The sequence below is a fragment of the Roseateles sp. P1_C6 genome, from assembly GCF_056406315.1.
The window spans coordinates 26,011-50,482 of sequence record NZ_JBFUAK010000004.1 but is presented as its reverse complement, the minus strand read 5'-3'; the positions used below and the strand labels follow the sequence as shown (position 1 = coordinate 50,482).

The window sequence follows — 24,472 nt, the reverse complement described above, 5'->3', positions numbered from 1 at the left end:
AGCGGCATGACAGGCTAAGGGGATGCCGGCGCGGCGCGAAGTGAGGTTTGCGCATGAGCTCATGCGGGCAGGCGCCGGTCGGCGGCGTGCCGAATCCATCACGACAGCGGCAGTCAAAATATAATATGATGACCGTCATGCGATCAACGACATCCAACGCCAGGGCCGCCGCCAAGCAGGCCTCGCACGAGCGCATCGTGTCCGCCGCCGCGCGGGCCATCCGTCGCAGTGGCTATGACGGCACGGGCGTCGCCGACATCATGAAGGAGGCCGGCCTGACGCATGGCGCCTTCTACGCACACTTCGCCTCCCGGGAGGCCATGCTGGCGGAAGCCGCTGGCCAGGCCTGCGCCGAATCGGCGGCCGCCGCAGCCGACGTCGTGGCCCGCATGCCGCCCGACCAGGCGCTGGCGACCATGCTCACCGCCTACCTCTCCCAGGCCCACGTCGAGCAGGCGGAACTGGGATGCCCACTGGCCGCGCTCGGCTCGGAGACGTCGCGCCAGGCCCCCGAGGTGCGCCGCGTGACCACCCAGCACATCAAGGCCATGGTGGACCTCATCGCGCGCCAGTTGCCGGACTGGGGCCGACCCACCGCCCACGAACGCGCGCTCGCGACCATGGCCACCATGGTCGGCGCCCTGGTGCTGGCGCGCGCCGTGGACGAGCCCGCGCTGTCGGACAGCCTGCGCGAAACCGCGTTGAAGCAACTGATCCCCGCCGGCCGCTGAACCCTCACGGATGACAGCCGGCTTTTCGCTCGCCTTTAAGTATGACGATCATCATGCCAAATTATTTCCGAGCCCCTCGCGGCATCACCCGGACTCGCTGCGCGCCGCGTCAGCCGACGAGTTCACTCACCTCACACGCGGACGGAGAAGCCCCATGAACATGAACAGCAAGGTCGACCTCGTGACGGGCGCCTCCTCAGGCATCGGCCAGGCGACCGCCGAGCGGCTCGCGAAAGCAGGCTACAGCGTCTACGGCACCAGTCGCCAGGGCCGCCAGGCGGAGCCGCGTGCGTTCGAGATGCTGGCGCTGGATGTGACGCTGGAAGACTCCGTGAAGGCCGCCGTGCAGCAGGTCATCGAGCGGGAAGGCCGCATCGATCTGCTCGTCAACAACGCCGGCTTCGGCGTCGCCCCGGCCGGCGCGGAGGAAAGCTCCATGGCGCAGGCCCAGGCCATCTTCGACACCAACTTCTTCGGCATCGTCCGCATGACCCGGGCCGTCGTGCCGCACATGCGCCGCCGCCAGAGCGGTCGCATCATCAATATCGGCTCGGTGCTGGGCTTCCTGCCCATGCCCTACGGCGCGCTCTACGCCGCCACCAAGCACGCGATCGAAGGCTATTCCGAGTCGCTCGACCACGAGCTGCGCACCCGGGGCATCCGGGTCTCGGTCGTCGAACCCGCCTACACCAAGACGCCTTTCGACGCGAACTTCCTGGCGCCCGACGCCATGCTCGACGAGTACCGCGAGGCTCGCGCCGCCGTGAGCGAGAGAGTCAAGGCCGTGATGGCGACTGCGGACCAGCCGGGCGTCGTGGCCGACGTCGTGCTGAAGGCTGCCAGCGCCATGCAACCCCAACTCCGCTACACGGCGGGCGGGCTCGCGAGCCGCCTGCGATGGCTGCGCAGGTTCGCGCCTGCCAGCCTGGTGGACGCCGGGATTCGGCGCGATCTGCAACTCGACGCGGTATCGTTGGCGAGCCCATCATGAAAGCATTTCTCCTCGACAGCTACGGCAAGAACCGTGCACTGCGGTCGGCAGAGATGCCCGAGCCGACCTTGCGCGATGACGAGGTGCTCGTGCAGGTCCATGCCGCCAGCGTGAACCTGCTGGATGTCAAGATCAGGAACGGCGAGTTCAAGCTGATCCTGCCCTACCGCCTGCCCCTGGTGCTGGGCCATGACGTGGCCGGTGTCGTGACCCGGGTCGGCTCTCGCGTGCGGCAATTCAAGCCGGGCGAAGAGGTCTATGCCCGGCCGGACGACTTCCGCATCGGCACGTTCGCCGAGGCCGTCGCGGTCAAGGAGGCGTCGCTCGCCCTCAAGCCGAAGGCCCTCAGCATGGAAGAGGCGGCCTCCATCCCGCTGGTGGGGCTGACCGCTTGGCAGGCCCTCGTCGAGAAGGCGCAGCTGAAGAAGGGGCAGAAGGTCTTCATCCAGGCCGGCTCGGGCGGCGTCGGCAGCTTTGCCATCCAGCTGGCCAAGCACATCGGGGCCATCGTCGCCACGACGACGAGCAGCGCCAATACCGAGCTGGTGAAGCGGCTGGGCGCCGACGTCGTCATCGACTACCGGACCGACGACTTCGAGAAGCTGCTGCACGGCTACGACGTGGTGCTGCACAGCCAGGACGCCGGGGCGCTGGAGAAGTCGCTGCGCGTGCTCAAGCCCGGCGGCACGCTGATCTCGATCTCCGGCCCGCCCGATCCCGCCTTCGCCAAGGGCATCGCCGCGCCCTGGTTCGTGAAGCTCGTCGTCCGGCTGCTGAGCGCCAAGGTCAGAAGGACGGCGACCCGCCTCGGCTTGAACTATGCGTTCCTCTTCATGCGCGCCAGCGGGCAGCAGCTGGGCGAGATCACCGCGCTGATCGACGCCGGCGCCATCCGCCCCGTCGTGGACCGCGTGTTTCCGTTCGCGTCGACCAACGAGGCGCTGGCCCATGTCGAGACGGGCCGGGCCAAGGGCAAGGTGGTGGTCAAGGTGCGTTAGCCGGCCGGTGGCGGTGACCGCCACCCTCGGCCTGGCGGTAGTGCTCGCCCAGCACGTCGCGACCGAAGTCGCCATCGAAGTCGCGCCACACCGAATGGACGTGGTTGCCATCGGAGTTGTCGAACTCGATGAGGAAGCCGGCGCCCTGGATGCGAAAGTAGTGCGGCTGGCGCGGCTGCGTGGAGCCGGCCCAGCCGACGCGGATGGCGTCCAGCGGCGCCGCCTGCACGCGGGTCAGCCGCGCCTGCGCGAGTTCGGGCTGCAGGTGGTCCGCGAAGGCGCCGATCAGCTTCAGCACCTGGGCCTGCTGCGCGGCATCCATGTCGGCGAACGGCAAGCCCGCTGCCTCCGGCGGCCTGGCGCGCGCCGCGTTGCCGCTGACGATGTCGCCGAACGGCCGTGTGTCAAAGACCGCGCGCGCCCGCTGCGCGGGGCTGAGGCTGGCCAGCCACTGGCGCGCCAGGTCCTCCTCGCTGCCCAGCAGCCGGAAACCCTCGCGCGGCGCGCCGCCGCCCACGTCGCGCGGCACCACGGCCGGGTTGGCGCCGAAGAACTGCGGCAGCGTGGCCACATGGCGGTCGCCGTCCAGGCTGAAATGCAGCGACAGGTGGTGGCCCTCGATGCGCCAGCCCCAGCCACCGACGCCGGGCTGGCCGTAGACGGCCACCGCGTAGTTCTCGGCGTCGCGCGACGGGCCGGACGACTCCAGCTGCCGCAGCGTGATCTCCAACGCCATGACCGCGCGCACCTTGTCCAGGCCGCGCTCGTTCAGCGCCGTGCGCAGCAGCGCGGTCGTCGCCTCGCGCTGGGCCGCGGACATGGCCTTCCAGGCGATGCCGTCGCGGCGGCGCGGTGTGTAGTGCCAGTCGCTGCGTGCCGCATCGGTGAACGGCAGCAGCAGCTGGGCGCGCTGCGCGGGCGGCGTGGCCTGGATCAGCCGCACCGCCGCCTGCGTGGCGGATGGCGTCTGCGCATGCAGGGCAGGCAGCGCGAGCAGGGCACAGAGGGCGGACAGGGCAAGCAGCGCACGGCGGGTGTTCATGCGGTCTCGTGGTGGCGCACCAAGGGAAGGCAAACATACCGCAAGGCCCGCGCGCATGGGACGCTGAACGGACAGGGGGGTGCCGTCCTCAATCGGACGGACCCGCGCGCCCCAGCTAGTGAAAGCCTTAGAGCCGCCCTTCACCCCAGCCGTAGCATCGACCGCACAACAAGTCGCCGCCCCGGGGATGTCAGGCCCCGCCGAGCGACCGGCCAATGCAGGCGGGGAACTCAACCAAGGGGCAATTGACATGCATCGACTCGATCCGACGACGACCATCCGGCCCGGCGCGCGCTTCGGTTTCACGGCACTCGCGCTGGCGGCCGGGCTCGCGGCGGCCCACGGCCCCGCGACCGCGGACACCGCCGTGTACGACGCCTTCAACAAGCCCGGCTACTCGCTCGCCGACTACAACGCCAAATGGGTCAACCCCTACGGCCTGGGTGAGATGGCCCTCGCCGACACGCGCGACTTCTCCGCCGGCAACTTCGCCATCAAGGCGCCCGTCTTCCAGACCGGCTTCGACTTCAGCGTCTACGACCACCTGAAGTACATCGCCACCAGCGCGCAGACCTTCGCCGTGCCGACCGGCGGCGCGCTGACCTTCTCGTCCACCATCAGCGCCACGGCCCACAACACGCAGGCCGCCGGCCGCGTCATCAGCGGCAACTACATCCAGAGCGGCCTTCCCTATTCAGCGATGGCGCTCGAAGGCCAGCAGGCCGGTGCGGTCATGAACATGATCGACTTCTCCACGGGCCAGCTGTTCGACTGGTTCGTGTCGGGCTCCACCGCGTTCACGCTGATCGAGCGGCTGCCCTCGGCCGTCACCAACCCCACGCTGCTGCCCGGCGACCCGGGCTATGTGGGCATCGGCAAGATGTACACGCAGATCATCAAGCAGGTGCCCATCGGCGCCGGCCCGCACGAGGTGTCCATCACCTACAGCGATGCGGGCAGCGTCAGCTACTTCATGGACGGCACGCTCGTCTCGAAGGTCGACAACGTCGGCATCCCGCTGGACCAGCAGGGCGTGGCCTGGTCGGGCGTCTACCCGTCCTACGGCCCTGGCGAGGCGCTGGCCGGCAAGATCCGCAACCTGACCATCGGCCACGGCCTGTTCAGCCTGCTCGACGCCTACCCCTTCCAGCACCCCGACCGGCCCGACCTGGCCGTGTCCATCCCGCTGTCGGAGCGACTGTTCGGCCAGGGCATGGACGCCACCTTCGACAACTTCACGGTGACGGCGGTGCCGGAGCCGTCGAGCTGGGCACTGCTGGTGGGGGGGCTGGCGCTGGTCGGCGTCGCGGCACGACGCCGGGCCGCAGGCTCAGCCGCCAACTGAAGAAGCTCACTCGTTTTGCTTCGTTGGCGGCCGTGAGGCCGCTGCCTAGAGTGCCGGCATGTCCACCACGCCGGCCTTCTCCACCACCACGCCCACGCTGATCCTGCAGCGCCTGGGCCAGTCGCGTGGCGGCCGGCCGCTGTTCGACGGGCTGGACCTGGCCCTGCACCCCGGCCAGCTGCTGTGGGTGCAAGGCGCCAACGGCAGCGGCAAGACCAGCCTGCTGCGCCTGATCAGTGGCCTCAGCGCGCCGCGTGCCGGCCGCGTGCATGTCGAGCGCGAACTGCTCTACATCGGCCACCGGCCCGGGCTGAAGGACGTGCTGTCGGTCATCGAGCAGTTGCGCAGCAGCGCCGCGCTCAGCGGGCGACCCTGTACCGAAGGCGAGGCCCTGGCCGCGCTCGCGCCCGTGGGCCTGGAAGACGCCGCAGGCCTGCGCCAGGCGCTGCTGTCCGAAGGCCAGCGCCGCCGTGCCGCGCTGGCGCAGCTGTGGCTGCCGCAGGTGGCGCCGCTGTGGGTGCTGGACGAGCCGCTGGCGGCGTTGGACGCCGCCATGGCCGACCGCCTCGCGCAGCGCCTGGACCGGCATGCCGACGAGGGCGGCAGCGCCGTCTTCACCAGCCACCAGGCCTTGCCGCTGAAGTGGCCCGTTCGCACGCTGTCGCTCGGGAGGCCTTGATGGGCCCGACCTTGCAGGCCGCCGCAGCACTCGCGCGGCGGGAGTGGGCCAGCACCTTGCGGCAGCCGGCCGAGTGGCTGACGCCGCTGGGCTTCGTCGTCGGCGTGGCGGTGATGTTCCCGCTGGGCCTGGGGCCCGAGCCGGCACGGCTGCGCGAGGTCGCGCCGGGCCTGCTGTGGATCGCGGCACTGCTGGCCAGCCTGTTGTCGCTGCCCCGCCTGTTCGCAGCCGACCTGGCCGACGGCAGCCTGGAGCAATGGTGGCTGGCACCGCTGCCGCGGCCGCTGGCCGTGGCGCTCAAGCTGGCCGTGCACTGGGGCTTGAGCAGCCTGCCGCTGGTGCTGCTGGCGCCCATGCTGGCGCTGGCCTTCGGCGTCGAGGAGCCGGCGCGGCTGGCCCTGAGCCTGCTGCTGGGCACGCCGGCCCTCGCGCTGATCGGCGGCCTGGGCGCGGCGCTGGTGCTGCACGCGCGCGCCGGCGCAGGGCTGCTGGCACTGCTGCTGCTGCCGCTGGACGTGCCCATCCTCGTCTTCGGCACGGCGGCGGCCAACGGCGGCGCCAACGCGCAGGCCGCGCTGCTGCTGCTGGGCGCCTGGCTGGCCGTGCTGCTGGCGCTCGCCCCCTGGGCCACCTCGGCCGCCCTCTCCTTGATGCTCGACTGATGACGACTCCACACCCCCTCTGGCGCTACGCCAGCCCCGCCCACTTCCTGCCGCTGATCGCGCGGCTGCTGCCCGCGCTGTGGGGGCTGGCCGCCGTCGGCATCGCGGCCGGCCTGGTGCTGGGCCTGTTCATCGCGCCGACCGACGCCCAGCAGGGCGAGGCCTACCGCATCCTCTACGTGCACGTGCCGGCCGCGTGGATCGCGATGGTCTGCTACGCCGCGATGGCCTTCTGGGCGCTGTGGGGCCTGGCCTGGAAGACGCGCGTGGCCTTCGTGCTGCTGCGCGCGCTGGCGCCCACCGGCGCGCTGTTCGCGGTGCTGACGCTGCTGACCGGTTCGCTGTGGGGCCGGCCCACCTGGGGCACCTGGTGGGTGTGGGATGCGCGCCTGACGTCGGCGCTGCTGCTGGCGCTGCTGTACGTCGGCTTCATCGCGCTGACGGCCGCCGTGGACACGCCCGACGACCCCCAGCGCGGCGACCAGGCCGGCGCGCTGCTGGCCCTCATCGGCGCGCTCAACCTGCCGGTGCTGTACTTCTCGGTCAGCTGGTGGAACACGCTGCACCAGGGCGCGTCCATCACGGCGCGCGGCAGCCAGATCGCACCGGAGATGCTGGCCGGCCTGCTGCTGGCCACCGTGGGCTTCTGGGCCTATGCCGCGGCCGCCGTGCTGACGCGCGCGCGGCTGATGCTGCAGGCGCGCATCGAGGCGCAAGCGCGCTGGCCCAGCCCGCTGGGGAGCCTGGCATGAACGGTCTCTTTGGTGAGCAGGCGCCCTTCGTCTGGGCCTCGCTGGCGGCCGTGGCCATCGGCATCGCCGTCGAACTGTGGTCGCTGCGCAGGCGGGCCGGGCGATGAAGCCGCGCCATCAGCGCCTGCTCGGCCTGCTGGCCATGCTGGCCCTGCTCGCCGTCGCCGGCGGGCTGGCGCTGCAGGCCTTCCGGCAGAACCTCGTCTTCTTCGTCACGCCCAGCGAGATCGCGCGCGGCGAGGCACCGGCGGGCACGCGCTTTCGCCTGGGCGGCCTGGTCGCGCCGGGCTCGGTGCGGCGCGAGGCCGGCGGCCTGCACTTCACGGTCACCGACGGTGCGCGCGACGTCGCCGTCAACTACCGCGGCCCGCTGCCCGACCTGTTCCGCGAGGGCAAGGGTGTCGTCGCGCAGGGGCGGCTGACCGGCCTGCAGTTCATCGCCGACGAGGTGCTGGCCAAGCACGACGAGAACTACATGCCGCCCGAGGCCGCGGCGGCGCTGAAGCAGGCATCGGCACGATGACGGCGGAGCTGGGCCACTTCGCACTGCTGCTCGCACTGGCGTTCGCCGTCGCGCAGACCTTGCTGCCGCTGTGGGGTGCCCACGCGGGCCACGCACGCTGGATCGCGCTGGCACGGCCGCTGGCTGGCCTGGGCTTTGCGCTGCTCAGCTTCTCCTTTGCCGCGCTGGTGGCCAGCTTCATCCAGCTCGACACCTCGGTCGCCTACGTCACCGGGCATGCCAGCCGCGAGCTGCCGCTGGGCTATCGCATCACGGCCGCCTGGGGCGGCCACGAGGGCTCGCTGCTGCTGTGGGTGTGGATGCTGTCGGCCTGGGGCGCGACCGTGGCCTGGCGCGGGCGCGCGTTGCCGGCGGCGTTTGCCGCGCGCGTGCAGGCCGTGCTGGGCGCGGTGGCCGCGGGCTTCATCGCCTTCATCGCGTTCACGTCCAACCCGTTCGCGCGCCTGCTGCCGGCGCCGGCCGATGGGCGCGACCTGAACCCGCTGCTGCAAGACCCGGGCATGGCCGCCCACCCGCCGCTGCTCTACATGGGCTATGTCGGCTTCGCGGTGGGCTTTGCGTTCGCCGTCGCCGCACTGCTGGACGATGAGCCCGACACGCGCTGGACGCGCTGGGCGCGGCCCTGGGTCCTGGGCGCGTGGTCGGCGCTGACGGCCGGCATCCTGCTGGGCAGCTTCTGGGCCTACTACGAGCTGGGCTGGGGCGGCTTCTGGTTCTGGGACGCGGTCGAGAACGCCGCCTTCATGCCCTGGCTGCTGGGCACCGCGCTGATCCACTCGCTGGCCGTTGCCGACAAGCGGCCGGGCTTCCTGCGCTGGAGCCTGCTGCTGGCGCTGCTCGCCTTCGCGCTGTCTCTGCTGGGCACCTTCCTCGTGCGCTCGGGCGTGGTCAGCTCGGTCCACGCGTTCGCGAGCGACCCCGCACGCGGCCTGTTCATCCTGGCGCTGCTGGCCATGGCCGTGGGCGGGTCGCTGGCGCTGTATGCGCTGCGCGTCGGGCGCTTGCCCGCGGCCGAGGGCTACGCCTTGGGCTCGCGCGAATCGCTGCTGCTGCTGAACAACCTGCTGCTGGCCACGGCCACCGGCACTGTGCTGCTGGGCACGCTGTACCCGCTGGCGGCCGAGGTCATCAGTGGCACCAAGCTGTCGGTCGGCGCGCCCTACTTCGACACCGTCTTCCCGCCCCTGATGCTGCCGCTGGTGGCGCTGTTGGTCGTCGGGCCGCTGGCGCGCTGGCGCGGCGGTCTGGCCGTGGCGCTGGGCGCCGTCAGGCCGCTGCTGCCGCTGGCGCTGGCGGCACTGGCCAGTGCGGCGGTGCTGGCGTTCGCGCTGCAAAGCTCGCTGTGGCTGGCCGCCGGTGTCGCCACCGGCCTGTGGGCGCTGGGCGGCACGCTGTCGCTGGCCTGGCGCCAGCGCGCAGCCTGGCGACAAGGCCTGCCGCTGTGGCTGGCGCATGGCGGCATCGCCGTCTTCGTGCTGGGCGTGACGCTGGTGCGCAGCTTGGAGCAGGCGCATGACCTGCAGCTGGCGCCCGGCGAGCAGGCCGTCGTCGCCGACCATGTGCTGCGCTTCGACAAGCTGGAGGCCGCGCCCGGCCCCAACTACCAGGCCGCGCGGGCGTCACTGACCTGGCAGGTGGGCGGCAAGCCGCTGCAGCTCTCGCCCGAGAAGCGCGTCTACGGCCGCCGCCAGGTGGCGATGACGGAGGCGGCCATCGCACGCAGCCCGTGGCGCGACGTCTACGTGAGCCTCGGCGAGGCCGATGCCGACGGCCGCTGGGCGCTGCGCGTGCAGATCAAGCCCTTCATGGCCTGGGTGTGGGCAGGCGCGCTGCTGATGGCCGCCGGTGGCCTGTGGGGCGCGCTGGCCCACCGCCGCCGCCCGCGCGCGGCAGCCGTCGCCGACGAGCCTTCGTCGCCCCTCATCGTCCCCACGCTGTCCACGCCATGAAGCTGCGTCTCGCCGCCCTCCTGCCCCTGCTGGCCACCGTCGCGCTGGTCGCGCTGCTCGCGCGCGGCCTGCAGCGCGACGCGCAGGCCGAGACCCCGTCGCCGCTGATCGGCAAGCCCGCGCCCACGCTGGATCTCGAGCGCCTGGACGGCACGGCCGAGCCGCTGCAAGGGCAGGTCTGGGTGCTGAACGTGTTCGCGTCCTGGTGCGCGCCCTGCCGCGCGGAGCTGCCGGTGCTGGGCGAACTGGCGCAGCAGAGCGGCGTGCGCGTCGTCGGGCTGGACTACCGCGACACGCCCGAGCTGGGGCTGGCCTTCCTGAAGCGCCACGGCAACCCCTACGCGCTGACCTGGCGCGACCCCGAGGGCAAGGGCAGCCTGGCCTGGGGCGTCACGGGCGTGCCCGAGACCTTCGTCATTGACCGCCGCGGCGTCGTGCGCCTGCGCCACACGGGGCCGGTGACGGCGGACGACTTGAACAAGCGCCTGCTGCCGCTGATCGAAAGGTTGAAGCGTGCGTAGCCTCATCGCCGCGACCTGCCTGGCCGCCGCGCTCACCGCGCAGGCCGACAGCCTGGACGAGCGCGTCGAGCGCCTGGCGCAGGAGCTGCGCTGTGTCGTCTGCCAGAGCCAGAGCGTGGCCGAGTCCAATGCGCCGCTGGCCGTCGACATGAAGCGCCACCTGCGCCAAGGCCTGGCCGCCGGCCGCAGCGAGGACGAGCTGCGCGCCGAGCTCGTGCAGCGCTACGGCGAGCAGGTGCTGTACCGCCCCGCGCTGCATGCCGGCACCGCGCCGCTGTGGTTCGGGCCGCTGGCGCTGCTGGCCGTCGGCCTGCTGGTCTACCTGCGCCACGGCCGGCAGCGCGGGGGGCCACCATGAACCTGTTCCTGCTCGCCGCGGCCGCGTTGACGCTGGCCGCGCTGCTGCCACTCGCGCCCGCGCTGCTGGGCGGCAACAGTGCCCCGCGCGCATGGCGCACGGCCGCGGCGCTGGGCCTGGCCTTGCCGCTGGCAGCCGGCGCGCTCTACGCCCAGCTGGGTCGCCCCGACGCCATCGCCGCACCGCCACCGACGAACCCCGTGCAGCAGATGGTGCAGCGCCTGGCGGACCGCCTGCAGCGCACGCCTGACGACGCCGACGGCTGGGCGCTGCTGGCCCGCGCCTACGAGCAGCTGGGCCGCCCGCAGGACGCGCTGCCCGCCTACGGACAGCTGGAACGCCTGCGCCCCGACGATCCGCAGCCGCTAAGCCAGCATGCCGTCACGCTGGCCCTGGTGCGGGGCGAGGGGTTGAACGGCGAGCCCGAGGCGCTGCTGCAACGCGCGCTCAGGCTCGACCCGCGCCACGTGCCCACGCTGGCCCTGCTGGGCAGTGCGGCCGTCGAACGCGGCGACGCCGCGGCCGCCGGCGGCTACTGGCGCCGCGCGCTGGTCCAGGTGCCCGAGGACAGCGACATCGCCGCATCGCTGCGCGACAGCATCGCCAGGCTGCAACCGCGCTGAGATGCCCACGCGCCGTGACACGCTGCTGATGGCTCTGGCCTCGCCTCGGCTCGCCGCCGCGGCGGCTGTGGATGGCGGCCTTGCCAGCCCGGCGCTGCAGGTCGCGCAAATCCTTTCAGCGCACGACCCGGTCAACGCCCCGCTGGGCTATGTCAGCGCACTGATCTGGCAGGCCCAGCGCCGCCTCTCGCCCACCGGGGCGCTGCCCGCGCGCAGCCAGCAGGCGCTGCTGGCGCTGCGCCAGGTGGCCAGCGGCACCGCCGTGCCAGCCGACTGGCCGCAGCGCGCCGGCTATGCGGCGTTTGCCGATGCCGCCACCGCCGAGGGCGACGCAGCCTCACGCGAACTCGCGCGGCAGGCTGTCGCCGCCGTCATCACGGACACGCCCGAAGGCCCGCGCCTGACCGGCCTGCGCCGCTGGACCGATGACATGTTCATGGCCACGCTGCTGCTGGACCGCGCAGGGCCGCTGCTGCCCGCCGCCGACCGGCAGCGCGCCGCCGAGGCGCTGGGCGCCGCGCTGCTGGCGCACGCCGAGACCTTGCAGCGGCCCGACGGCCTGTTCCACCACGCCGACGGCTCGCCGGTCGCCTGGGGCCGCGGCAACGGATTTGCGGCGCTGGCCCTCGCGCAGGCGCTGGCAGGCCTACTGCCCCCACAAGCCTCGCCCGTCGCTGCGCAGTTGCTGCAACGGCTGCAGGCTCATCTGCATGCGCTGCTGGCGCGGCAGGGTGCGGACGGCGCGTGGCGGCAGGTGCTGGATCAGCCCGCGGCGCCCGCCGAGCTGACCGTGACCGCGATGGCGCTGAATGCGCTGACGCTGGCCCGCTCGCGCGGCTGGCTGCCTGCCGGCCTGGCCGACGCGGCCATTGCACCAGCCTGGACGGCCGTGCAGAGCCGCGTCGACGCCGCCGCAGGCTTGTTCACCGACGTCTGCGCCAGCACGCCGGCCGGACCGACGCTGGCGTTCTATCTGCAGCGTCCCATCCTGCGCGGGCGCGACGACCGGGCTGCGGCGATGGTGCTGCAGGCCGCGGTCAGACTGGCGATGCCGCCGGGCTGAGTCGGTCGCCACGCGCGGTTCGACCGCCGCTACTCGGCGGTTGCCGACTCCAAGTCAGCTAGTTTTTCCGTCATCAAGGCAATGAAGGCGGACACCGCCGGCGGCAGGTGCCGACGGCTCGGATACAGCACCGTCAGGCCCTGGCCCATGCGCTGGTAACCAGGCAGCACCGGCACCAGCAGCCCGTCCCGCACATCCCGCCGGGTCATGTTCGATGGCAGCAGCACGATGCCAAGGCCCGCGACCGCGGCCTTGCGCAGCGCCTGGGCCGTATTGGCGTTGAAGCGGCCCGTGACCAGCACCTCGTGCGCCAGGCCGTCCGGCCCCGTCAGCCGCCAGGGCGTGCGGCCGCTGGGGTGCCCGACGGTGACGCAATCGTGGCCCGCCAAGTCCGCAGGCGTGCCAGGCACCCCACGCGCAGCCAGGTAGGCTGGGCTGGCCATCAGGCCGTCTCCACGGGGCGGCAGCAGCTGGCGGCCGATGTAGCCCACATCGCCGACGTCCCCGCCTCGAAACGCCACGTCGATGCGCTCCGCGATCAGATCGGCTTTGGCATCGCTCAGCACGAAGTCCAGCCGCACGCGCGGGTGCGCGGCCAGAAAGTCGGCCACCCATTCCACAAGAAAGAAGTCGAAAAAGTCTGCCGGCATCGCGACCCGCACGAGGCCTGCCGGCTCCCCGGCGCCAGTCAGCACTTCTTGCCCTGCTTCCACCAAGCCGTCGACGGCGCCTGCGCAGCGCTCGTGGAATGCCTGGCCTGCGCTGGTGAGCGTGAGCTTGCGGGTGGAGCGCTGCAGCAGCCGCGTGCCCAGCTGCGCTTCGAGCTGCTGCACGCGCCGGCTCACGGTGTTGGAAGGCAGGCCCAGCCGCCGCGCAGCCTCCGCAAAGCTGCCGCAGCGCACGACTTGCACAAACAGGGCGATGTCGTTCAGGTCCAGCACAAGCCCAGATACCTTCAAAAAATGGATTAGTCAGATCAGATTGCGCCATCTTATCAAGCAATGACGATCTCCCTAACCTTGCATGCATCGGGTACTCAAGCCCCGTTTGTTCCTCCACTCCCCAGGGCCATGCCCGGAAAGCCGCTCGAATGACCGCTCCCGCCAACCCGTCGCCCGCCCCCTCCATCGCCCAGCGCCGGTTGGTGTGGGGCATCCGCATCCTGCTCGCGCTGGCGTTCGGCGCCGCAGGCGGCGCCAAGCTCGCCGGTGTGCCACAGATGGTGCAAGTGTTCGATGCCGTCGGCTTCGGCCAGTGGTTCCGCTATGTGACCGGTGTGGTCGAGGTGGGTGGCGCGCTGCTGCTGCTCGTGCCTGCCACCGGCTTCTTCGGCGGCCTCTTGCTTGCCACCACCATGCTGTTCGCTGCCTTGACACATCTCGTGCTCATCGGCGGCAGCGCCGTGCCCGCGCTGGTGCTGGGCCTTCTGGCGGCTTTCGTGACCTGGCGGCTGAGACCTGCTGCCCGCCCGGCTGCAGCGGCCTGATGGCCGGCCGACCCCCGCTTTTCTCCCGTCCTGCTTCCATTTGATGCACCAAAGGAAATCAACCATGACCGCATCTTCGAACCCGCGCATCGGCATCGTCATCGGCTCGACCCGTGAAGGCCGCTTTGGCGACACGCCCGCGCAATGGATCCACGGTATTGCCGGTCAGCGCACGGATCTGAACGTCGAACTGATCGATCTGCGCGACCACCCTCTGCCGTTCTTCGACGAACCGGCGTCGCCGGCCTGGACACCCGTGAAGAACGAGGCCGCGCAAGCCTGGGCCGCCAAACTCGCAGGGCTGGACGGGCTGATCGTTGTCACGCCCGAATACAACCACGCGCCGCCGGCCGTGCTCAAGAACGCCTTCGACTACGCGTACAAGGAGTTCAACCGCAAGCCCATCGGCTTCGTGGGCTATGGCGGAGTCGGCGCCGCCCGCGCGGTCGAGCAGTTGCGCCTGGTGGCCATCGAGATGCAGATGGCCCCGGTGCGCAACGCGGTGCACATCGGCATGGTGGAGTTCGTGGGCGTGCGTCAACAGGGCAAGCGCTTTGAAGACTTTCCTCATCTGCTGCAGGCGGCCAACGGACTGCTGGACGAGTTGTCCTGGTGGGGCCAGGCGCTCAAGACCGCGAGGCAATCTGCATGAGCGCCGCCGCCATGAACGCAGCCGCGGCGCCGACCCTGCCCATGCCGGTGCGTGCCATTGCCCACCGCACGCGCGGCACCGTCCACGGCCCCATCACCCGGCTCGTGAGCCCGGGCGATCTGGGGCAACTGATCAAGCCCTTCGTGTTCCTGGATCACTTTGTCGCCGATCGCGCGACGGATTTGTCAGGCTTTGGCATGCATCCCCACTCAGGCATCGCCACGCTGACCTATCCGATGCAGGGCGATTCTTCATACGAGGACACGACGGGCCAGCGCGGCGTGCTGCGGGCGCGCGGCTTGGAATGGATGCGCGCCGGCAATGGCGTTTGGCACACGGGCGGGCCGATCGAAGGGTCGCCGTTGCGCGGCTTTCAACTGTGGGTGGCCTTGCCCGCCGCGACAGAAAATGCGCCGGCGCAAAGCCAGTACCTTGCGCCCGAGGAGATCCCCGAACATGGGCCGGCACGCGTGCTGTTGGGCCGTTATGGCCAGGCCCGCAGCGCCATCACGGCGCCCGCGCCCATCAACTACCTGGCAGTGCACTTGAGTGACCAACAGCATTGGCGCTACGCGCCGCCAGAAGGCCACACGGTGGCATGGGTCGCGGTGAGCACGGGCCGCCTGGATCTGGGCAGCACGATCGACGCCGGCGAGCTCGCGGTGTTCGAGGAGTCGAATGGCGCCATCGACTTCGTGGCGCAGGGAGACACGCAGTTCGTGTTGGGCTCCGCGGTCAAGCACCCGCATGAACTGGTCATGGGTCGCTATTCGGTACACACCAGTGTGGCGACGCTCATCCAGGGTGAGGCCGAGATCCGGCGCATCGGCATGCAACTGCAGCGGGCGCGGGCTTGACGTCGCCCAAATCCGCAGCGCTGGCGCCTGCTTGCGTGGCTGCCGCGCGCACTTGCGCCAGCGGCGAGGAGACTCGGAACTCATTGCCGGCGCGGCAATCCGCCTTCGGCGTAGGCCGGTCGCCGCTCCTGCGCGCACAGATCGCCTTGCTGCGGACGAGGGCCCAGGCGGAGGTGGCCGGCATCGATGCTGACCACGTCGAATTCACGCGGGCACTGGCTTGCCATTGGCACTCGGAATGCGGCGCATCCGGCTGAGGTGACATCTTGCGACTGCCCGACCCGCCAGGCGCCGTTGCCACACTTGGCCGTCGACAAGGCCGCAGCCAACTCTTCAGTCAATGGCGTCAGCGATCGCCGCTCGAACACGAAGTCGGCCTCAACGGCATCGGCCAGCGCAAGCGCTCTGCCCAGCGTGAATGAGCCTTCGTTTCGACCGCGCATCAGGGGCACCTGGCCCTGTGCATCGGCATAGACGGTGAAGTCCACCGCCCACCGATCCCCGTCAAATCGAAAGGCGCGGCTCAGGTGCGTGGGTCGCGGCCCATGGAGGGTCTCGATGCCGACACTGCGCCAGGTGCCGCCAAGCGGCAGTTGTGGGGGTGGCGCCTTGGGCGTGAAGGCGATGACACGCACCGGGCCACCGGTCGCGCCCCTGACCTTTGGCGCGCCGATGAACAGCACCGCGCCTTGCGGTGGCAGCTGGTCCAGGTTCTTCAGCGCCTCCAGTGCCCACTTGCCCGCGCCCAGCAATTCGCGATGCGCCGCGTAGGTGCCGTCAACGCCGACGTCAAATGAGATCGTGTCCACGGCGACGCCCCAGACGCTGCGCTCACCAACGAGAAAGCGGATCGCGTCAGGGCCGAATCCGGGAAAGTGCTTCACGTGCTTCTCGTCCAGGCCGATGAAGGACGGCTCGTGAATCTTGCGGTCCCAGCCCGTGTAGAGCGCCACCACGGCGCCCGCCGGAATCCGGCCATGCGCACGCTCCCAGGCCTGGATGTGCTCCGGCAGGATCACCGCGTCGCGATCGAGCGCGCTCTCGCGTCGGAAGTCGATGACCACCACCGGCGCAACCAGTGCCTGCGCGCGCAGCGCTTCCAAGCTCAGCCCACCCGCGCTGAAGTGGTTGGGCGCGTCGATCTGCGTGCCAATGTGCTCGTGGATGCGCCACGCATTCGCCGCCACGCCCATCTTGTCAATGGTGGCAATGGGCTCGAGCGCGAAGCCGAACGTGACGCCAGGGACGGGTATGTACGGAAAGTCCGCGTCCAACGTGTGCGTGAGATCGACGAGGTCCGAACGCGCCATCAACGCGGTGAGCGCATTCGTGGCGGAGGGCGCGTCCGGCGCAGCGCAGCCATCCAGAAGCACGGTGGCCAGCACGGCGACCCAACAACGATACTTGCTCGACATAGGACCTTCGGTGAGTGAGTCAAAAAACTATATGGGTCGATCCCAAACGCTTCAATGACTGACATCGATGTAAGCAGGTCGACCGACGAACCTGACATTGACAAGATGCGTGACTGCCCCGTCATGACCACGGTGGAGGTCATCGGAGGCCGCTGGAAGCCGCGCATCCTTTGGCACCTGCGCTCACAGGCCGCCGGCTTTGGCGAACTGCAGCGCGCAACCGCGGCGTCCGAACGCATGCTCAGTCGCAGCTTGCGTGAGTTGGAAGCACATGGCGTCATCACTCGCACCGTCGTGCCGCTGGGCAAGGTGATTACGTCGCAGTACGCGATCTCGGCCTACGGTCAAGGGTTGGTGTCTGTCCTCGATGCCATGGGGGACTGGGGGCTTGAGCATCAGCGCCGGGCCGCGCACCTCTAGCGTTCAGGCACTTCGAGCGAACGCCACCGGCACGCGGATTGCCGGCATTTCTCGTGACATTCCCATCGGTTGCGCCCGACCAAGGTCAGGCGTGTGGAACGGACTTGAAATGGAGAATTGACATGAGTACCGCCCCTCGTGCGCAACGCACCGCATTCACGCTGTTTCGATCGGCCGGTGTGGCCGCACTGCTGTCACTGGCTGCCATTGCAAACGGCCAGGCGGCAGCAGAGGCCGCCGGTGTCGGCAACGCAAAGACCACGCAGGTCGTGAAGTCGCGAGACGGAACCCAAATCACGTATGACAAGTGGGGCAAGGGCCCCGCAGTCATCGTGGTCAATGGCGCGCTGTCGGACCGCGCGGGCAGCACTGAACTGGCGCAGCTCCTGGCCGCCCGTTTGACGGTCTACAGCTATGACCGCCGCGGCCGTGGCGGCAGCACCGACACCAAGCCCTATTCGGTCAAGCGCGAGGTCGAAGACATCGAGGCGCTCATCGACAGCGCCGGTGGTTCGGCCTATGTGTATGGCAAATCTTCGGGCGCGGGCCTGGCGCTGCAGGCCGCCTCGGCGCTCGGCGGCAAGGTCAGCAAGCTCGCCCTCTACGAGCCGCCCTACAGCGAGGCGGAAGGCGCCGCCCAGGCATGGAAAACATTCACGGCGGAGGTGGATGGTCTGCTTGCCGCTGACCGTCGCGCCGACGCCATCACGCAGTTCATGAAATTCGTCGGTGCACCTGACGCAGCGGTGGCGAAGATGAAGGCGTCACCCGCGTGGCCGGGCATGCTGGCGATGGCGCCCACGCTGGCCTACGACAACGCGGTCCTGGGTGACGACAGATCCGTTCCCATGGGTGTCGCGGCCCAGGTGAAGGCCGCCACCCTGGTGATGGACGGCAGCGCCAGCCTGGGGCCCATGCCCTTCATGCGGCCGACGGCGGACAAGCTGGCGCGGGCCATCCCGGGTGCGCAGCGCCGGGTGGTCGAGGGCCAGGCCCATGATGTCAGCCCGAAGGTCCTGGCGCCCATCCTGCTGGCGTTCTTCAACTAGGCCTGGTCGGCTGCGGCCCTCTGGCCGCCTGCGGCGCGTGAAGTGCGTTCATGCGCTCGCGCAGCGCCCGCGCTTCGCCGACGTGGCCAAGGGCTTCGGCCGCGCGGATGGCCAGCTGGTGGGCGCGCCGCGTCGGGCGCTCGCGCAGGTTGGCCAGCGCCCAGGTCCAGGCGCGCTGCGGGTTTCGGCCCGGGCCAAGGTAGAACTCGGCCGCGTGGTCGGCAAAGGCCTCGGGGTGCCGGCTCAGCAGCAGTTCGTAGCGCCGGCGCGCGCCATCGATCTCGTCCCGGCCCCGCGCTGCTTGGCCCTGGCGTTCATGCAGCTCGCCGAGCAAGGCCATGGCTTCGGGCTCGTCGGTGTGGATGACGACCTGCAGCAGCCTGGCCTCGGCGGTGGCCTCGTCGCCGCGGGCCAGATCCAGTTCGGCCAGGTGGATGCCAGCCGCCGCGTAGCCGGGCACCAGGCGCAGCGCCTCGGCGTAGAAGGCCGCGCCTCGCGCCGCGTCGCCGCCCTGCTCCGCCCACATCAGCCCACGCCCGAAGGCAATGGCAGCGGCCGGAAAAGGTGAGGTGGTGTCGAGTTCGCGCAGGGCTTGGGCATAGCGCCGGTCGGCCTCGTCGAGCCGACCCACGGCAGCCTGGGCACGGGCAAGGGCGCACAGGCTGGCAAAGCCGGGCCTGCGCGCCACCTCCGCCTGCAAGGCCGGCAGCGCTTCGGCGGCACGGCCGGTCGCGACGAGCAGCGCGCCGCGCTGGAGGGGCGTGGCCTGGGCGGCGTCAAGGTCCGCCTGGGCGGCCGTGAAGCGATGGGCGGCCATGCGCGCACGCGCGCGGCGCAACCTGTCGGTGGCGCTGTCGGCGTTCGCTTCGGCCAGCGCTGCAGTGCGGTCCAGCATGCGGTAGTCGGCCAGCAACTGCAGGCGCAGCAGCCACAGGTCCAGCGCAGCGGGGTCGTCGGCCTGCTGCTGGATCTGCTGGTCGAGGTTGGCCAGCGCGATGGTGCTCAACGTCGTGGCCGGCGATGGCGGCGTGGCGCAGCCGGCCAGCAGGGCGGTGATGACGATCACGGACAAGGTTTTCATGGCGCGGACAGGAAGGGGAAGTCGACGGTGGAGTGCTCGTGGTCGTCGCCCGTGACGCCGTCATCGGCGACGTCCGGCGTGCCACGGATCAGCAGCGAGCGGAACACGGCGTTGACGTTGTGCAGCGGCGTGCGACCGCCACAGTCCGGCAAAGGGGCGCCGAAGGCACTGCGCTCGACGGCGAGGTAATGCAGGCAGCGCGTCTGGCGGCTGTCCACCCAGAGGCGATCGTCTGCCAGCAGCTCGGCCAGGCGCCGGTAGCGGGCGGGCGACGCGTCCCCGGCATCGGACAGCCACTGGTTGCCGGCCACGCCGTCGAAGCTGTCGTACAAGGCCAGGTTGCGGCCGATCTCGGTGGCGAAGCCGGGCCAGCCGGCCGGGTCGGCCCGGTTGTAGGCCTCCTTCAGCAGATCGGCGATGTCGTCCGTGCCGACGGTGGCCAGCAGGGCGTTGCCGGTGAGTGCTCGGCCCATGCGGTCGATGGGCGGGCCGGGCGGCGGCGGGCTTTGATCGGCAGGCATGGCCTGGCGGCGCTCCGTGCGACCCCAGACCGCCAGCAGCGGCCCACCGGTATTGACGAGGTCGAGGTCCACCGACACGACCAGGGCCGAGGTCGTCCAGCCGGCCAGGAAATTGCGTGCGGGGCCGCCCTGGGTCTGGCTCCACAGCGCAGGGATGCGCTTGAGCGTCGCAGCGTCGAAGCGCCGGAAGCCGCTGGCGTCCTCGGGTGCCTGGGCGGCCCGGACGGCGTCGCCAGCGGCGTTCAGTGCGCTGCGGGTGCCGCGCACATTGTTGAAATAGGGGTCGTCGCGCAAGCCGGCGAAGACGCGCACGCGCTCACCGCGGCTGGCCAGCCCCTGGGGCGTGCCGGCATCGCCCTGCAGCCGGTGCTCGTGCCCGGCCCAGCAGCGCGCGGCGCCCGCGGCGTCGAACTGGCACAGCAGCCGCGTGCTGGCCGTCGTGTGGCCCAAGCGCTGGCCGCTGTCGACGTTGAAAACATACTGGACCTGGTCGGAAAAGCGCTTGCCGACGATGTCCATGACGAGGTTGAGTCGCTTGCCATCGGCCGAGGTCCAGGCAAAGAGATCGCCGATGTCGGCGGCCGGGTCGGCCGTGACGGTGGGCGTGTCCAGGTGGTCAGCGGCCAGCGCGGGCGCGGCGACGAGGGCGGCCAGCCAGCAGAGGCGGCGCAGGGATGTGTGAAGAGGTTTCATGGGGCGAAGCCTAGGGAAGCAGGGCGAAGAAAACTTGGCAAAAACTGCGATGCCTGCTGACAGACCCGTGCGCCGGCCCTGCCTACGATGGCCGCCATGTCCACACCCCTGCCCGCCCGCACCGAGGCCGAGGCCGAGCGCCGCTATCGCCCGCTGCAGCGCGGCGCCGGCCTGCGCTTGATGCGCTGCCAGTGCCACGCGGGCCGGCACGAGCGGCCTGTGGACGAGGAGCACCAGGCCTTCTCGATCACGCTGGTGGAGCGCGGCCAGTTCACGTACCGCACGCGCGCCGGCGGCGCCTTGCTCGCCCCCGGCTGGCTGATGCTGGGCAACGTCGGCGAGGGCTATGCCTGTTCGCACGAGGACAGCGACGGCTCGGGTGACGACTGCACGGTGTTGTCGCTGTCGGCGCCGCTGCTTGAGGAGACGCTGAGCGCCCTCGGCGCAGCCACCTGGCCGGGCCGCTTCGCGCGCGCCTGCCTGCCACCGCTGCCGCGCGTGGCGGGCCTTTTTCAGGGGCTGGACGCCGGCGATGGCGACGGCTTCGCGCTCGAGGAGGCCACCCTGGCGATCGTGGCGCAGGTGCGCCGTGCGCTGGGCGATGGCGAGGCCCCGGCCGCAGTGCCTCGGCAGGACGATCGCGCCCGCGCAGCGGCGCATTGCATCGAGACGCGCAGCGCCGACGCGTTGACGCTGGACGAGGTGGCGCAGGTCGCCGGCCTGAGCCCTTTCCACCTGCTGCGGGTGTTTCGCCAGTCCATCGGTGTGACTCCGCACCAGTACCTGATGCGCATGCGGCTGATGCATGCGCTGCGCCTGCTGCGCGACACCCGCCTGCCGGTGACCGACGTCGCCTACGAGACCGGCTGGGCCGATCTGTCGAATTTCAACAAGGCCTTCCGCCGCGAGTTCGGCTGTTCGCCGCGCAGCCTCAGGAGCGCGGACCGTCGGCTGCTGTCGCTGGCAGCCTGAGCAGGCCTGCGCCGAATGCCTGCTGGATCGCGACCCACTGCCTGACGCTCACAAGCTGTATCAACTTCACTGGTCAACCGCGCCCGCGCGCGGGCGTTCAAGAAAGGCCGGCGGCAACGATCGCCAGGCTTTTTTGACGGAAGCACCGACCATGACCACGCTGACTCTCACCTTCAACGGCCCTCCCAGCCAGGCCCGCAAGGCGCTCGGGGGGCTCTTGCAGCGCTACCGCTCGGCCTACTTCGTGGAATGCAGCAGCAACGAATATGCAGTGACCGCCGACGACGTCACCGCGGCGGAACTGGCGCGACAACCCCTGTGGTCAACCCGGCAGACGCAAGCGCAAGCGCCGCGATAACGCGCAGCGCCGTCGAGGGGTCAGGCCGATCGCTGCGGGCCGCGCAGGCCATATTGCGTGATGTGCGCAATCGGCACCCCGACGTAGAAGATGTGCGACAGCAGGCCGCTGACAATGTTCCACCCTGAAGGCAGCTTCCAGCCGGTGACGGCAGACAGCGGCACGACGACGTAGACCATGGCCACCCAGGTCAGCACGCCGTAGACGCTGCCCCAGAACCAGGGCCGGGCGGTCAGGGCGCGAAGCTTGAGCGCCGCCGCCAGGAAGACCGCCGCCATCGCCATCGTCAGCGCGAAGTGGCACGCCAGCCCGAGCCACACCATCGCCATGCCACCCTGCATCGCCGCGGCACCGAGCAGCCCGCTGGCGATGTACTTCAAGATGCCTTGCACCGTGGCGCCCTGCGAGGCATAGCTCGCGAACGCGGCCAGGATGTCGAGCGCGCCGGATACCAATCCGGCCACAGCGATCGTCAAGACACGGCGCATGAGATTCCCCAACGGTCGGACAAGGAAGCGATGAATCTTAGGAAGTCGCCTTGCCCGCCACACGAGGGGATGCCCTCAAGCGCGTCCGCCGCGCGGATCAACCGCCCGGCCGGTCCGCCTGCACCTTGGGGCTGATGCGATAACTCCTCACCTCTTCGGTGATGGGCAGCATGCCCGCGTTCCATGCGACCCAGTCGTCGCGCAGCCTGGCCAGTCGCTCGGGCTCGCGCTCCGCCAGGTTGGCGCGTTCGCGCTGGTCCTGCGCCAGGTTGAACAGGAACTCGTTGCCGTTGATCTGCAGGTACTTCCAGTCGCCATCGCGCAGCGCCCGCTGGGCCAGCGACTTGTAGCGCCAGTAGAGCTTGCGCTGCACGGGCCTGGCCTGGCCGAGAAGCTGCGGCAGCAGGTTGGCGCCGTCGCTGGGGTAGTCGGTCGCCGGCGCGGTGCCGGCCGCGGCCAGCAGCGTGGGCAGCCAGTCCATGCTGATGACGACTTGCTCGCTGACCTGGCCCGCCTTCACGCGCGCGGGCCAGCGCAGCAGCGTGGGCACGCGGATGCCGCCTTCCAGCAGCTCGGACTTCTGGCCGCTGAAGGGCCAGGTGTTGGAGAAGCGCTCGCCGCCGTTGTCGCTGGTGAAGACGACGATGGTGTTCTGTGCCAGGCCTTGCGCCTCCAGCGTGGCCAGCACGCGGCCCACAGCCGCGTCCAGTGCGCCGACGATCTCGCCGTACTTCTTCAGGCTGCCGCCGTCGCTGTGGTTCAGGTTCTTCAGCTCGCGCGACACGGGCTCGTCGCCCGGGCCTTCCCAGGGCCAGTGCGGCGCGGTGAAGTGCAGCGACAGCAGGAAAGGCTGGGCGGCCGTCTGCTTGCGCAGGAAGGCCTGGCCGTACTCGGCGATGAGGTCGGTGTAGTAGCCCGCCTTGTCGACACGCACCTCGCCTTCGAACAGGTCCGAGGGCAGATCTTTGCCGACGCCGGCCTTGTGCGTGAAGTAGTCGACCGCACCGCCGGTGTTGCCGAAGAACTCGTCATAGCCGCTCTTCAACGGACCGTACTTGGGCAGCGCGCCCAGGTGCCATTTGCCGAACAGTGCCGTGCGGTAACCGCGCGCCTTCAGCTGTGATGGCAGCGTGGGGTGCTCAGGCGGCAGGCCCAGCGCGTTGCCACCGATGGGCTCTTCCAGCCCACCACGCAGCCGGTACTGGTAGCGCCCGGTGATGAGGCCAAAGCGCGTGGCCGAGCAGACGGCCGAATTGGCATAGCCCTGCGTGAAGCGCATGCCCTGGCCTGCCAGTCGGTCGAGGTTGGGCGTGGCGAAGTCGCGCTGCCCGTAGACGCCGAGGTCCGCGTACCCCATGTCGTCGGCCAGGATGAAAAGGATGTTGGGCGGCGCATCGGCCGCGCGGGCGGTGGCCGGCAGCAGCGCGAGTGCGCCCAGGCCTTGCAGCAGGTCGCGTCGGGAAGGAGAGCTCATTCAGGAGAAGATGACCGGGAGAGAGACCTGGACTTCATCGGCGCCGCCCGCCGTGCAGCGCATGCGCTTGACCGCGGCCTGCACGTACTTGTGGTACTCCTTGGGGCCGGATTGCGGCAGCACGTCGACGACCTGGTTGCCGCGGATCTTGATCAACGTCTGCACGGTGCCCTTGAGGCCCACGCGGTCGATGGCTTCCTCCAGCGCCGAGGCCAGCACGGCTTCGTAGCCGGGGCAGGCGAGGCTGATCTCGCGCTTGACGATGGCCGGTGCCGGCGGCGGCGCGGGCGGTGCCACGACCGGTGCAGGCGCGGCCGCGATGACCACGGGCTCCTTGGGCGGCGTGGCCTGCACGACCTGGATGGGCGGCGGCGGTGCGACCAGCGGCACGACCTCGGGCGGCGGCACGTAGGCCGGGGGCGGCACGACTTTCTGCACCGGCTCGATCTTGACGACCTTGGGCGGGGGCGGCGGGGGCGGCGGCGCCACCTCGGGCAGCAAGGCCATGTCGATGGGTTTTCTGATGGCCTCGATGGCCTTGGAGGCGAGGCCCGTGCTCAAGCCCCAGCCCAGCACGATGTGCAGGCCGATGACGACCGCGATGCCAGTGCCGCGGTGGCCCGTGGGCGGGGGCTGCAGCCGGCTGCGCGCCTGCGTGGACGCGGGCAGCGGTGCGGGCGACACGAGGCGGCGCGGCGCGGGGCGGGCGTCATCCAGCGTCAGGCCGCCGGGCAAGAGAACTGCACTCATGGAAATCTCCTGGGGGAGC

At 70.6% G+C, this 24,472-nt stretch carries 28 protein-coding genes; 20 read left to right on the top strand and 8 right to left on the bottom strand.

Annotated features, from left to right (window positions below; translation table 11 throughout):
- Positions 1-125 precede the first annotated feature (125 nt).
- The 3 genes from AC1D29_RS08985 (at position 126) to AC1D29_RS08975 (ending at position 2,720) form a co-directional block, all read left to right on the top strand.
- Positions 126-731, top strand: coding sequence for a TetR/AcrR family transcriptional regulator (locus tag AC1D29_RS08985; RefSeq protein ID WP_477896340.1), 606 nt, complete (start codon positions 126-128; stop codon positions 729-731).
- 154 nt (positions 732-885) lie between these two features.
- Positions 886-1,722, top strand: a complete 837-nt coding sequence (locus AC1D29_RS08980) for an oxidoreductase (protein ID WP_477896338.1) — start codon at positions 886-888, stop codon at positions 1,720-1,722.
- Positions 1,719-2,720, top strand: coding sequence for an NADP-dependent oxidoreductase (locus tag AC1D29_RS08975; RefSeq protein WP_477896336.1), 1,002 nt, complete (start codon positions 1,719-1,721; stop codon positions 2,718-2,720). Before AC1D29_RS08980 ends, AC1D29_RS08975 begins: the two co-directional genes overlap by 4 nt.
- Here AC1D29_RS08975 and AC1D29_RS08970 read toward each other — a convergent pair.
- Positions 2,707-3,762, bottom strand: coding sequence for a DUF3500 domain-containing protein (locus tag AC1D29_RS08970; RefSeq protein WP_477896334.1), 1,056 nt, complete (start codon positions 3,760-3,762; stop codon positions 2,707-2,709). The two genes, AC1D29_RS08975 and AC1D29_RS08970, sit on opposite strands and share 14 nt — an antisense overlap.
- A 187-nt stretch (positions 3,763-3,949) precedes the next feature.
- Between AC1D29_RS08970 and AC1D29_RS08965 the strand changes: the two genes are divergently transcribed.
- The 10 genes from AC1D29_RS08965 (at position 3,950) to AC1D29_RS08920 (ending at position 12,237) form a co-directional block, all read left to right on the top strand.
- Positions 3,950-5,107, top strand: coding sequence for a DUF6081 family protein (locus AC1D29_RS08965; RefSeq protein ID WP_477896332.1), 1,158 nt, complete (start codon positions 3,950-3,952; stop codon positions 5,105-5,107).
- Positions 5,108-5,165: 58 nt separating this feature from the next.
- Positions 5,166-5,786: a heme ABC exporter ATP-binding protein CcmA gene (gene ccmA / locus AC1D29_RS08960; protein ID WP_477896330.1), complete on the top strand. Its 621-nt coding sequence runs from the start codon at positions 5,166-5,168 to the stop codon at positions 5,784-5,786.
- A complete protein-coding gene (gene ccmB / locus AC1D29_RS08955; RefSeq protein ID WP_477896328.1) occupies positions 5,786-6,448 on the top strand; it encodes a heme exporter protein CcmB in 663 nt (220 codons plus the stop codon). The genes ccmA and ccmB overlap by 1 nt, the downstream gene beginning before the upstream one ends.
- Positions 6,448-7,200 (top strand): heme ABC transporter permease CcmC, encoded by a 753-nt coding sequence (gene ccmC, locus AC1D29_RS08950; RefSeq protein ID WP_477896326.1) that lies wholly within the window; start codon positions 6,448-6,450, stop codon positions 7,198-7,200. The genes ccmB and ccmC overlap by 1 nt, the downstream gene beginning before the upstream one ends.
- A 103-nt stretch (positions 7,201-7,303) precedes the next feature.
- Entirely contained in the window at positions 7,304-7,723 is a 420-nt protein-coding gene (gene ccmE, locus AC1D29_RS08945) for a cytochrome c maturation protein CcmE (RefSeq protein WP_477896324.1), read from the top strand.
- The gene (locus tag AC1D29_RS08940; RefSeq protein ID WP_477896322.1) at positions 7,720-9,672 is read left to right on the top strand and encodes a heme lyase CcmF/NrfE family subunit; all 1,953 of its coding nucleotides are present in this window, start codon (positions 7,720-7,722) and stop codon (positions 9,670-9,672) included. The genes ccmE and AC1D29_RS08940 overlap by 4 nt, the downstream gene beginning before the upstream one ends.
- Complete coding sequence (locus tag AC1D29_RS08935; RefSeq protein WP_477896320.1) at positions 9,669-10,193, top strand: DsbE family thiol:disulfide interchange protein; 525 nt, start codon at positions 9,669-9,671, stop codon at positions 10,191-10,193. The genes AC1D29_RS08940 and AC1D29_RS08935 overlap by 4 nt, the downstream gene beginning before the upstream one ends.
- Entirely contained in the window at positions 10,186-10,551 is a 366-nt protein-coding gene (locus tag AC1D29_RS08930) for a cytochrome c-type biogenesis protein (RefSeq protein ID WP_477896318.1), read from the top strand. The genes AC1D29_RS08935 and AC1D29_RS08930 overlap by 8 nt, the downstream gene beginning before the upstream one ends.
- The gene (locus tag AC1D29_RS08925; RefSeq protein WP_477896316.1) at positions 10,548-11,174 is read left to right on the top strand and encodes a tetratricopeptide repeat protein; all 627 of its coding nucleotides are present in this window, start codon (positions 10,548-10,550) and stop codon (positions 11,172-11,174) included. The genes AC1D29_RS08930 and AC1D29_RS08925 overlap by 4 nt, the downstream gene beginning before the upstream one ends.
- 1 nt (position 11,175) lies before the next feature.
- Complete coding sequence (locus AC1D29_RS08920) at positions 11,176-12,237, top strand: glycoside hydrolase family 88 protein (RefSeq protein ID WP_477896314.1); 1,062 nt, start codon at positions 11,176-11,178, stop codon at positions 12,235-12,237.
- Between the two features lie 29 nt (positions 12,238-12,266).
- On the opposite strand, the gene AC1D29_RS08915 is transcribed toward AC1D29_RS08920, so the two are convergent.
- Positions 12,267-13,178: a LysR family transcriptional regulator gene (locus tag AC1D29_RS08915; RefSeq protein ID WP_477896312.1), complete on the bottom strand. Its 912-nt coding sequence runs from the start codon at positions 13,176-13,178 to the stop codon at positions 12,267-12,269.
- A 149-nt stretch (positions 13,179-13,327) separates the two neighbouring features.
- Between AC1D29_RS08915 and AC1D29_RS08910 the strand changes: the two genes are divergently transcribed.
- The 3 genes from AC1D29_RS08910 (at position 13,328) to AC1D29_RS08900 (ending at position 15,232) form a co-directional block, all read left to right on the top strand.
- The gene (locus AC1D29_RS08910) at positions 13,328-13,723 is read left to right on the top strand and encodes a DoxX family protein (RefSeq protein WP_477896310.1); all 396 of its coding nucleotides are present in this window, start codon (positions 13,328-13,330) and stop codon (positions 13,721-13,723) included.
- Between the two features lie 64 nt (positions 13,724-13,787).
- Complete coding sequence (locus AC1D29_RS08905) at positions 13,788-14,375, top strand: NADPH-dependent FMN reductase (protein ID WP_477896308.1); 588 nt, start codon at positions 13,788-13,790, stop codon at positions 14,373-14,375.
- A complete protein-coding gene (locus tag AC1D29_RS08900) occupies positions 14,372-15,232 on the top strand; it encodes a pirin family protein (RefSeq protein ID WP_477896306.1) in 861 nt (286 codons plus the stop codon). Before AC1D29_RS08905 ends, AC1D29_RS08900 begins: the two co-directional genes overlap by 4 nt.
- An 80-nt stretch (positions 15,233-15,312) precedes the next feature.
- Here AC1D29_RS08900 and AC1D29_RS08895 read toward each other — a convergent pair whose 3' ends face one another.
- A complete protein-coding gene (locus tag AC1D29_RS08895; RefSeq protein WP_477896304.1) occupies positions 15,313-16,647 on the bottom strand; it encodes a cyclase family protein in 1,335 nt (444 codons plus the stop codon).
- A gap of 54 nt (positions 16,648-16,701) precedes the next feature.
- Here AC1D29_RS08895 and AC1D29_RS08890 point away from each other — a divergent pair, with 54 nt between their 5' ends.
- Together AC1D29_RS08890 and AC1D29_RS08885 are read left to right on the top strand one after the other, a co-directional pair.
- On the top strand, positions 16,702-17,067 hold the full coding sequence (locus tag AC1D29_RS08890; protein ID WP_477896302.1) for a winged helix-turn-helix transcriptional regulator: 366 nt from the start codon (positions 16,702-16,704) through the stop codon (positions 17,065-17,067).
- A gap of 179 nt (positions 17,068-17,246) precedes the next feature.
- Positions 17,247-18,116 (top strand): alpha/beta fold hydrolase, encoded by an 870-nt coding sequence (locus AC1D29_RS08885; protein WP_477896300.1) that lies wholly within the window; start codon positions 17,247-17,249, stop codon positions 18,114-18,116.
- Here AC1D29_RS08885 and AC1D29_RS08880 read toward each other — a convergent pair.
- Both AC1D29_RS08880 and AC1D29_RS08875 read right to left on the bottom strand, forming a co-directional pair.
- Positions 18,109-19,197 (bottom strand): tetratricopeptide repeat protein, encoded by a 1,089-nt coding sequence (locus tag AC1D29_RS08880; protein WP_477896298.1) that lies wholly within the window; start codon positions 19,195-19,197, stop codon positions 18,109-18,111. The two genes, AC1D29_RS08885 and AC1D29_RS08880, sit on opposite strands and share 8 nt — an antisense overlap.
- Positions 19,194-20,411 (bottom strand): hypothetical protein, encoded by a 1,218-nt coding sequence (locus AC1D29_RS08875; protein ID WP_477896296.1) that lies wholly within the window; start codon positions 20,409-20,411, stop codon positions 19,194-19,196. The genes AC1D29_RS08880 and AC1D29_RS08875 overlap by 4 nt, the downstream gene beginning before the upstream one ends.
- A 96-nt stretch (positions 20,412-20,507) precedes the next feature.
- Between AC1D29_RS08875 and AC1D29_RS08870 the strand changes: the two genes are divergently transcribed.
- Positions 20,508-21,383, top strand: a complete 876-nt coding sequence (locus tag AC1D29_RS08870) for a helix-turn-helix transcriptional regulator (RefSeq protein ID WP_477896294.1) — start codon at positions 20,508-20,510, stop codon at positions 21,381-21,383.
- Between the two features lie 151 nt (positions 21,384-21,534).
- Positions 21,535-21,741: a hypothetical protein gene (locus tag AC1D29_RS08865; protein ID WP_477896292.1), complete on the top strand. Its 207-nt coding sequence runs from the start codon at positions 21,535-21,537 to the stop codon at positions 21,739-21,741.
- A 20-nt stretch (positions 21,742-21,761) separates the two neighbouring features.
- On the opposite strand, the gene AC1D29_RS08860 is transcribed toward AC1D29_RS08865, so the two are convergent.
- The 3 genes from AC1D29_RS08860 to AC1D29_RS08850 form a co-directional block, all read right to left on the bottom strand.
- Complete coding sequence (locus AC1D29_RS08860) at positions 21,762-22,217, bottom strand: hypothetical protein (RefSeq protein ID WP_477896290.1); 456 nt, start codon at positions 22,215-22,217, stop codon at positions 21,762-21,764.
- A gap of 109 nt (positions 22,218-22,326) precedes the next feature.
- A complete protein-coding gene (locus tag AC1D29_RS08855) occupies positions 22,327-23,703 on the bottom strand; it encodes a sulfatase family protein (RefSeq protein WP_477896288.1) in 1,377 nt (458 codons plus the stop codon).
- A complete protein-coding gene (locus AC1D29_RS08850) occupies positions 23,704-24,453 on the bottom strand; it encodes a hypothetical protein (protein ID WP_477896286.1) in 750 nt (249 codons plus the stop codon).
- Positions 24,454-24,472: the final 19 nt, after the last annotated feature.

Coding starts and splice junctions, on each gene's coding strand:
- AC1D29_RS08985 (WP_477896340.1), top strand. CDS start 126: ATGATGACCGTCATGCGATCAACGACATCCAACGCCAGGGCCGCCGCC.
- AC1D29_RS08980 (WP_477896338.1), top strand. CDS start 886: ATGAACATGAACAGCAAGGTCGACCTCGTGACGGGCGCCTCCTCAGGC.
- AC1D29_RS08975 (WP_477896336.1), top strand. CDS start 1,719: ATGAAAGCATTTCTCCTCGACAGCTACGGCAAGAACCGTGCACTGCGG.
- AC1D29_RS08970 (WP_477896334.1), bottom strand. CDS start 3,762: ATGAACACCCGCCGTGCGCTGCTTGCCCTGTCCGCCCTCTGTGCCCTG.
- AC1D29_RS08965 (WP_477896332.1), top strand. CDS start 3,950: ATGTCAGGCCCCGCCGAGCGACCGGCCAATGCAGGCGGGGAACTCAAC.
- ccmA (WP_477896330.1), top strand. CDS start 5,166: ATGTCCACCACGCCGGCCTTCTCCACCACCACGCCCACGCTGATCCTG.
- ccmB (WP_477896328.1), top strand. CDS start 5,786: ATGGGCCCGACCTTGCAGGCCGCCGCAGCACTCGCGCGGCGGGAGTGG.
- ccmC (WP_477896326.1), top strand. CDS start 6,448: ATGACGACTCCACACCCCCTCTGGCGCTACGCCAGCCCCGCCCACTTC.
- ccmE (WP_477896324.1), top strand. CDS start 7,304: ATGAAGCCGCGCCATCAGCGCCTGCTCGGCCTGCTGGCCATGCTGGCC.
- AC1D29_RS08940 (WP_477896322.1), top strand. CDS start 7,720: ATGACGGCGGAGCTGGGCCACTTCGCACTGCTGCTCGCACTGGCGTTC.
- AC1D29_RS08935 (WP_477896320.1), top strand. CDS start 9,669: ATGAAGCTGCGTCTCGCCGCCCTCCTGCCCCTGCTGGCCACCGTCGCG.
- AC1D29_RS08925 (WP_477896316.1), top strand. CDS start 10,548: ATGAACCTGTTCCTGCTCGCCGCGGCCGCGTTGACGCTGGCCGCGCTG.
- AC1D29_RS08920 (WP_477896314.1), top strand. CDS start 11,176: ATGCCCACGCGCCGTGACACGCTGCTGATGGCTCTGGCCTCGCCTCGG.
- AC1D29_RS08910 (WP_477896310.1), top strand. CDS start 13,328: ATGACCGCTCCCGCCAACCCGTCGCCCGCCCCCTCCATCGCCCAGCGC.
- AC1D29_RS08905 (WP_477896308.1), top strand. CDS start 13,788: ATGACCGCATCTTCGAACCCGCGCATCGGCATCGTCATCGGCTCGACC.
- AC1D29_RS08900 (WP_477896306.1), top strand. CDS start 14,372: ATGAGCGCCGCCGCCATGAACGCAGCCGCGGCGCCGACCCTGCCCATG.
- AC1D29_RS08895 (WP_477896304.1), bottom strand. CDS start 16,647: ATGTCGAGCAAGTATCGTTGTTGGGTCGCCGTGCTGGCCACCGTGCTT.
- AC1D29_RS08890 (WP_477896302.1), top strand. CDS start 16,702: ATGACTGACATCGATGTAAGCAGGTCGACCGACGAACCTGACATTGAC.
- AC1D29_RS08880 (WP_477896298.1), bottom strand. CDS start 19,197: ATGAAAACCTTGTCCGTGATCGTCATCACCGCCCTGCTGGCCGGCTGC.
- AC1D29_RS08875 (WP_477896296.1), bottom strand. CDS start 20,411: ATGAAACCTCTTCACACATCCCTGCGCCGCCTCTGCTGGCTGGCCGCC.
- AC1D29_RS08870 (WP_477896294.1), top strand. CDS start 20,508: ATGTCCACACCCCTGCCCGCCCGCACCGAGGCCGAGGCCGAGCGCCGC.
- AC1D29_RS08865 (WP_477896292.1), top strand. CDS start 21,535: ATGACCACGCTGACTCTCACCTTCAACGGCCCTCCCAGCCAGGCCCGC.
- AC1D29_RS08855 (WP_477896288.1), bottom strand. CDS start 23,703: ATGAGCTCTCCTTCCCGACGCGACCTGCTGCAAGGCCTGGGCGCACTC.
- AC1D29_RS08850 (WP_477896286.1), bottom strand. CDS start 24,453: ATGAGTGCAGTTCTCTTGCCCGGCGGCCTGACGCTGGATGACGCCCGC.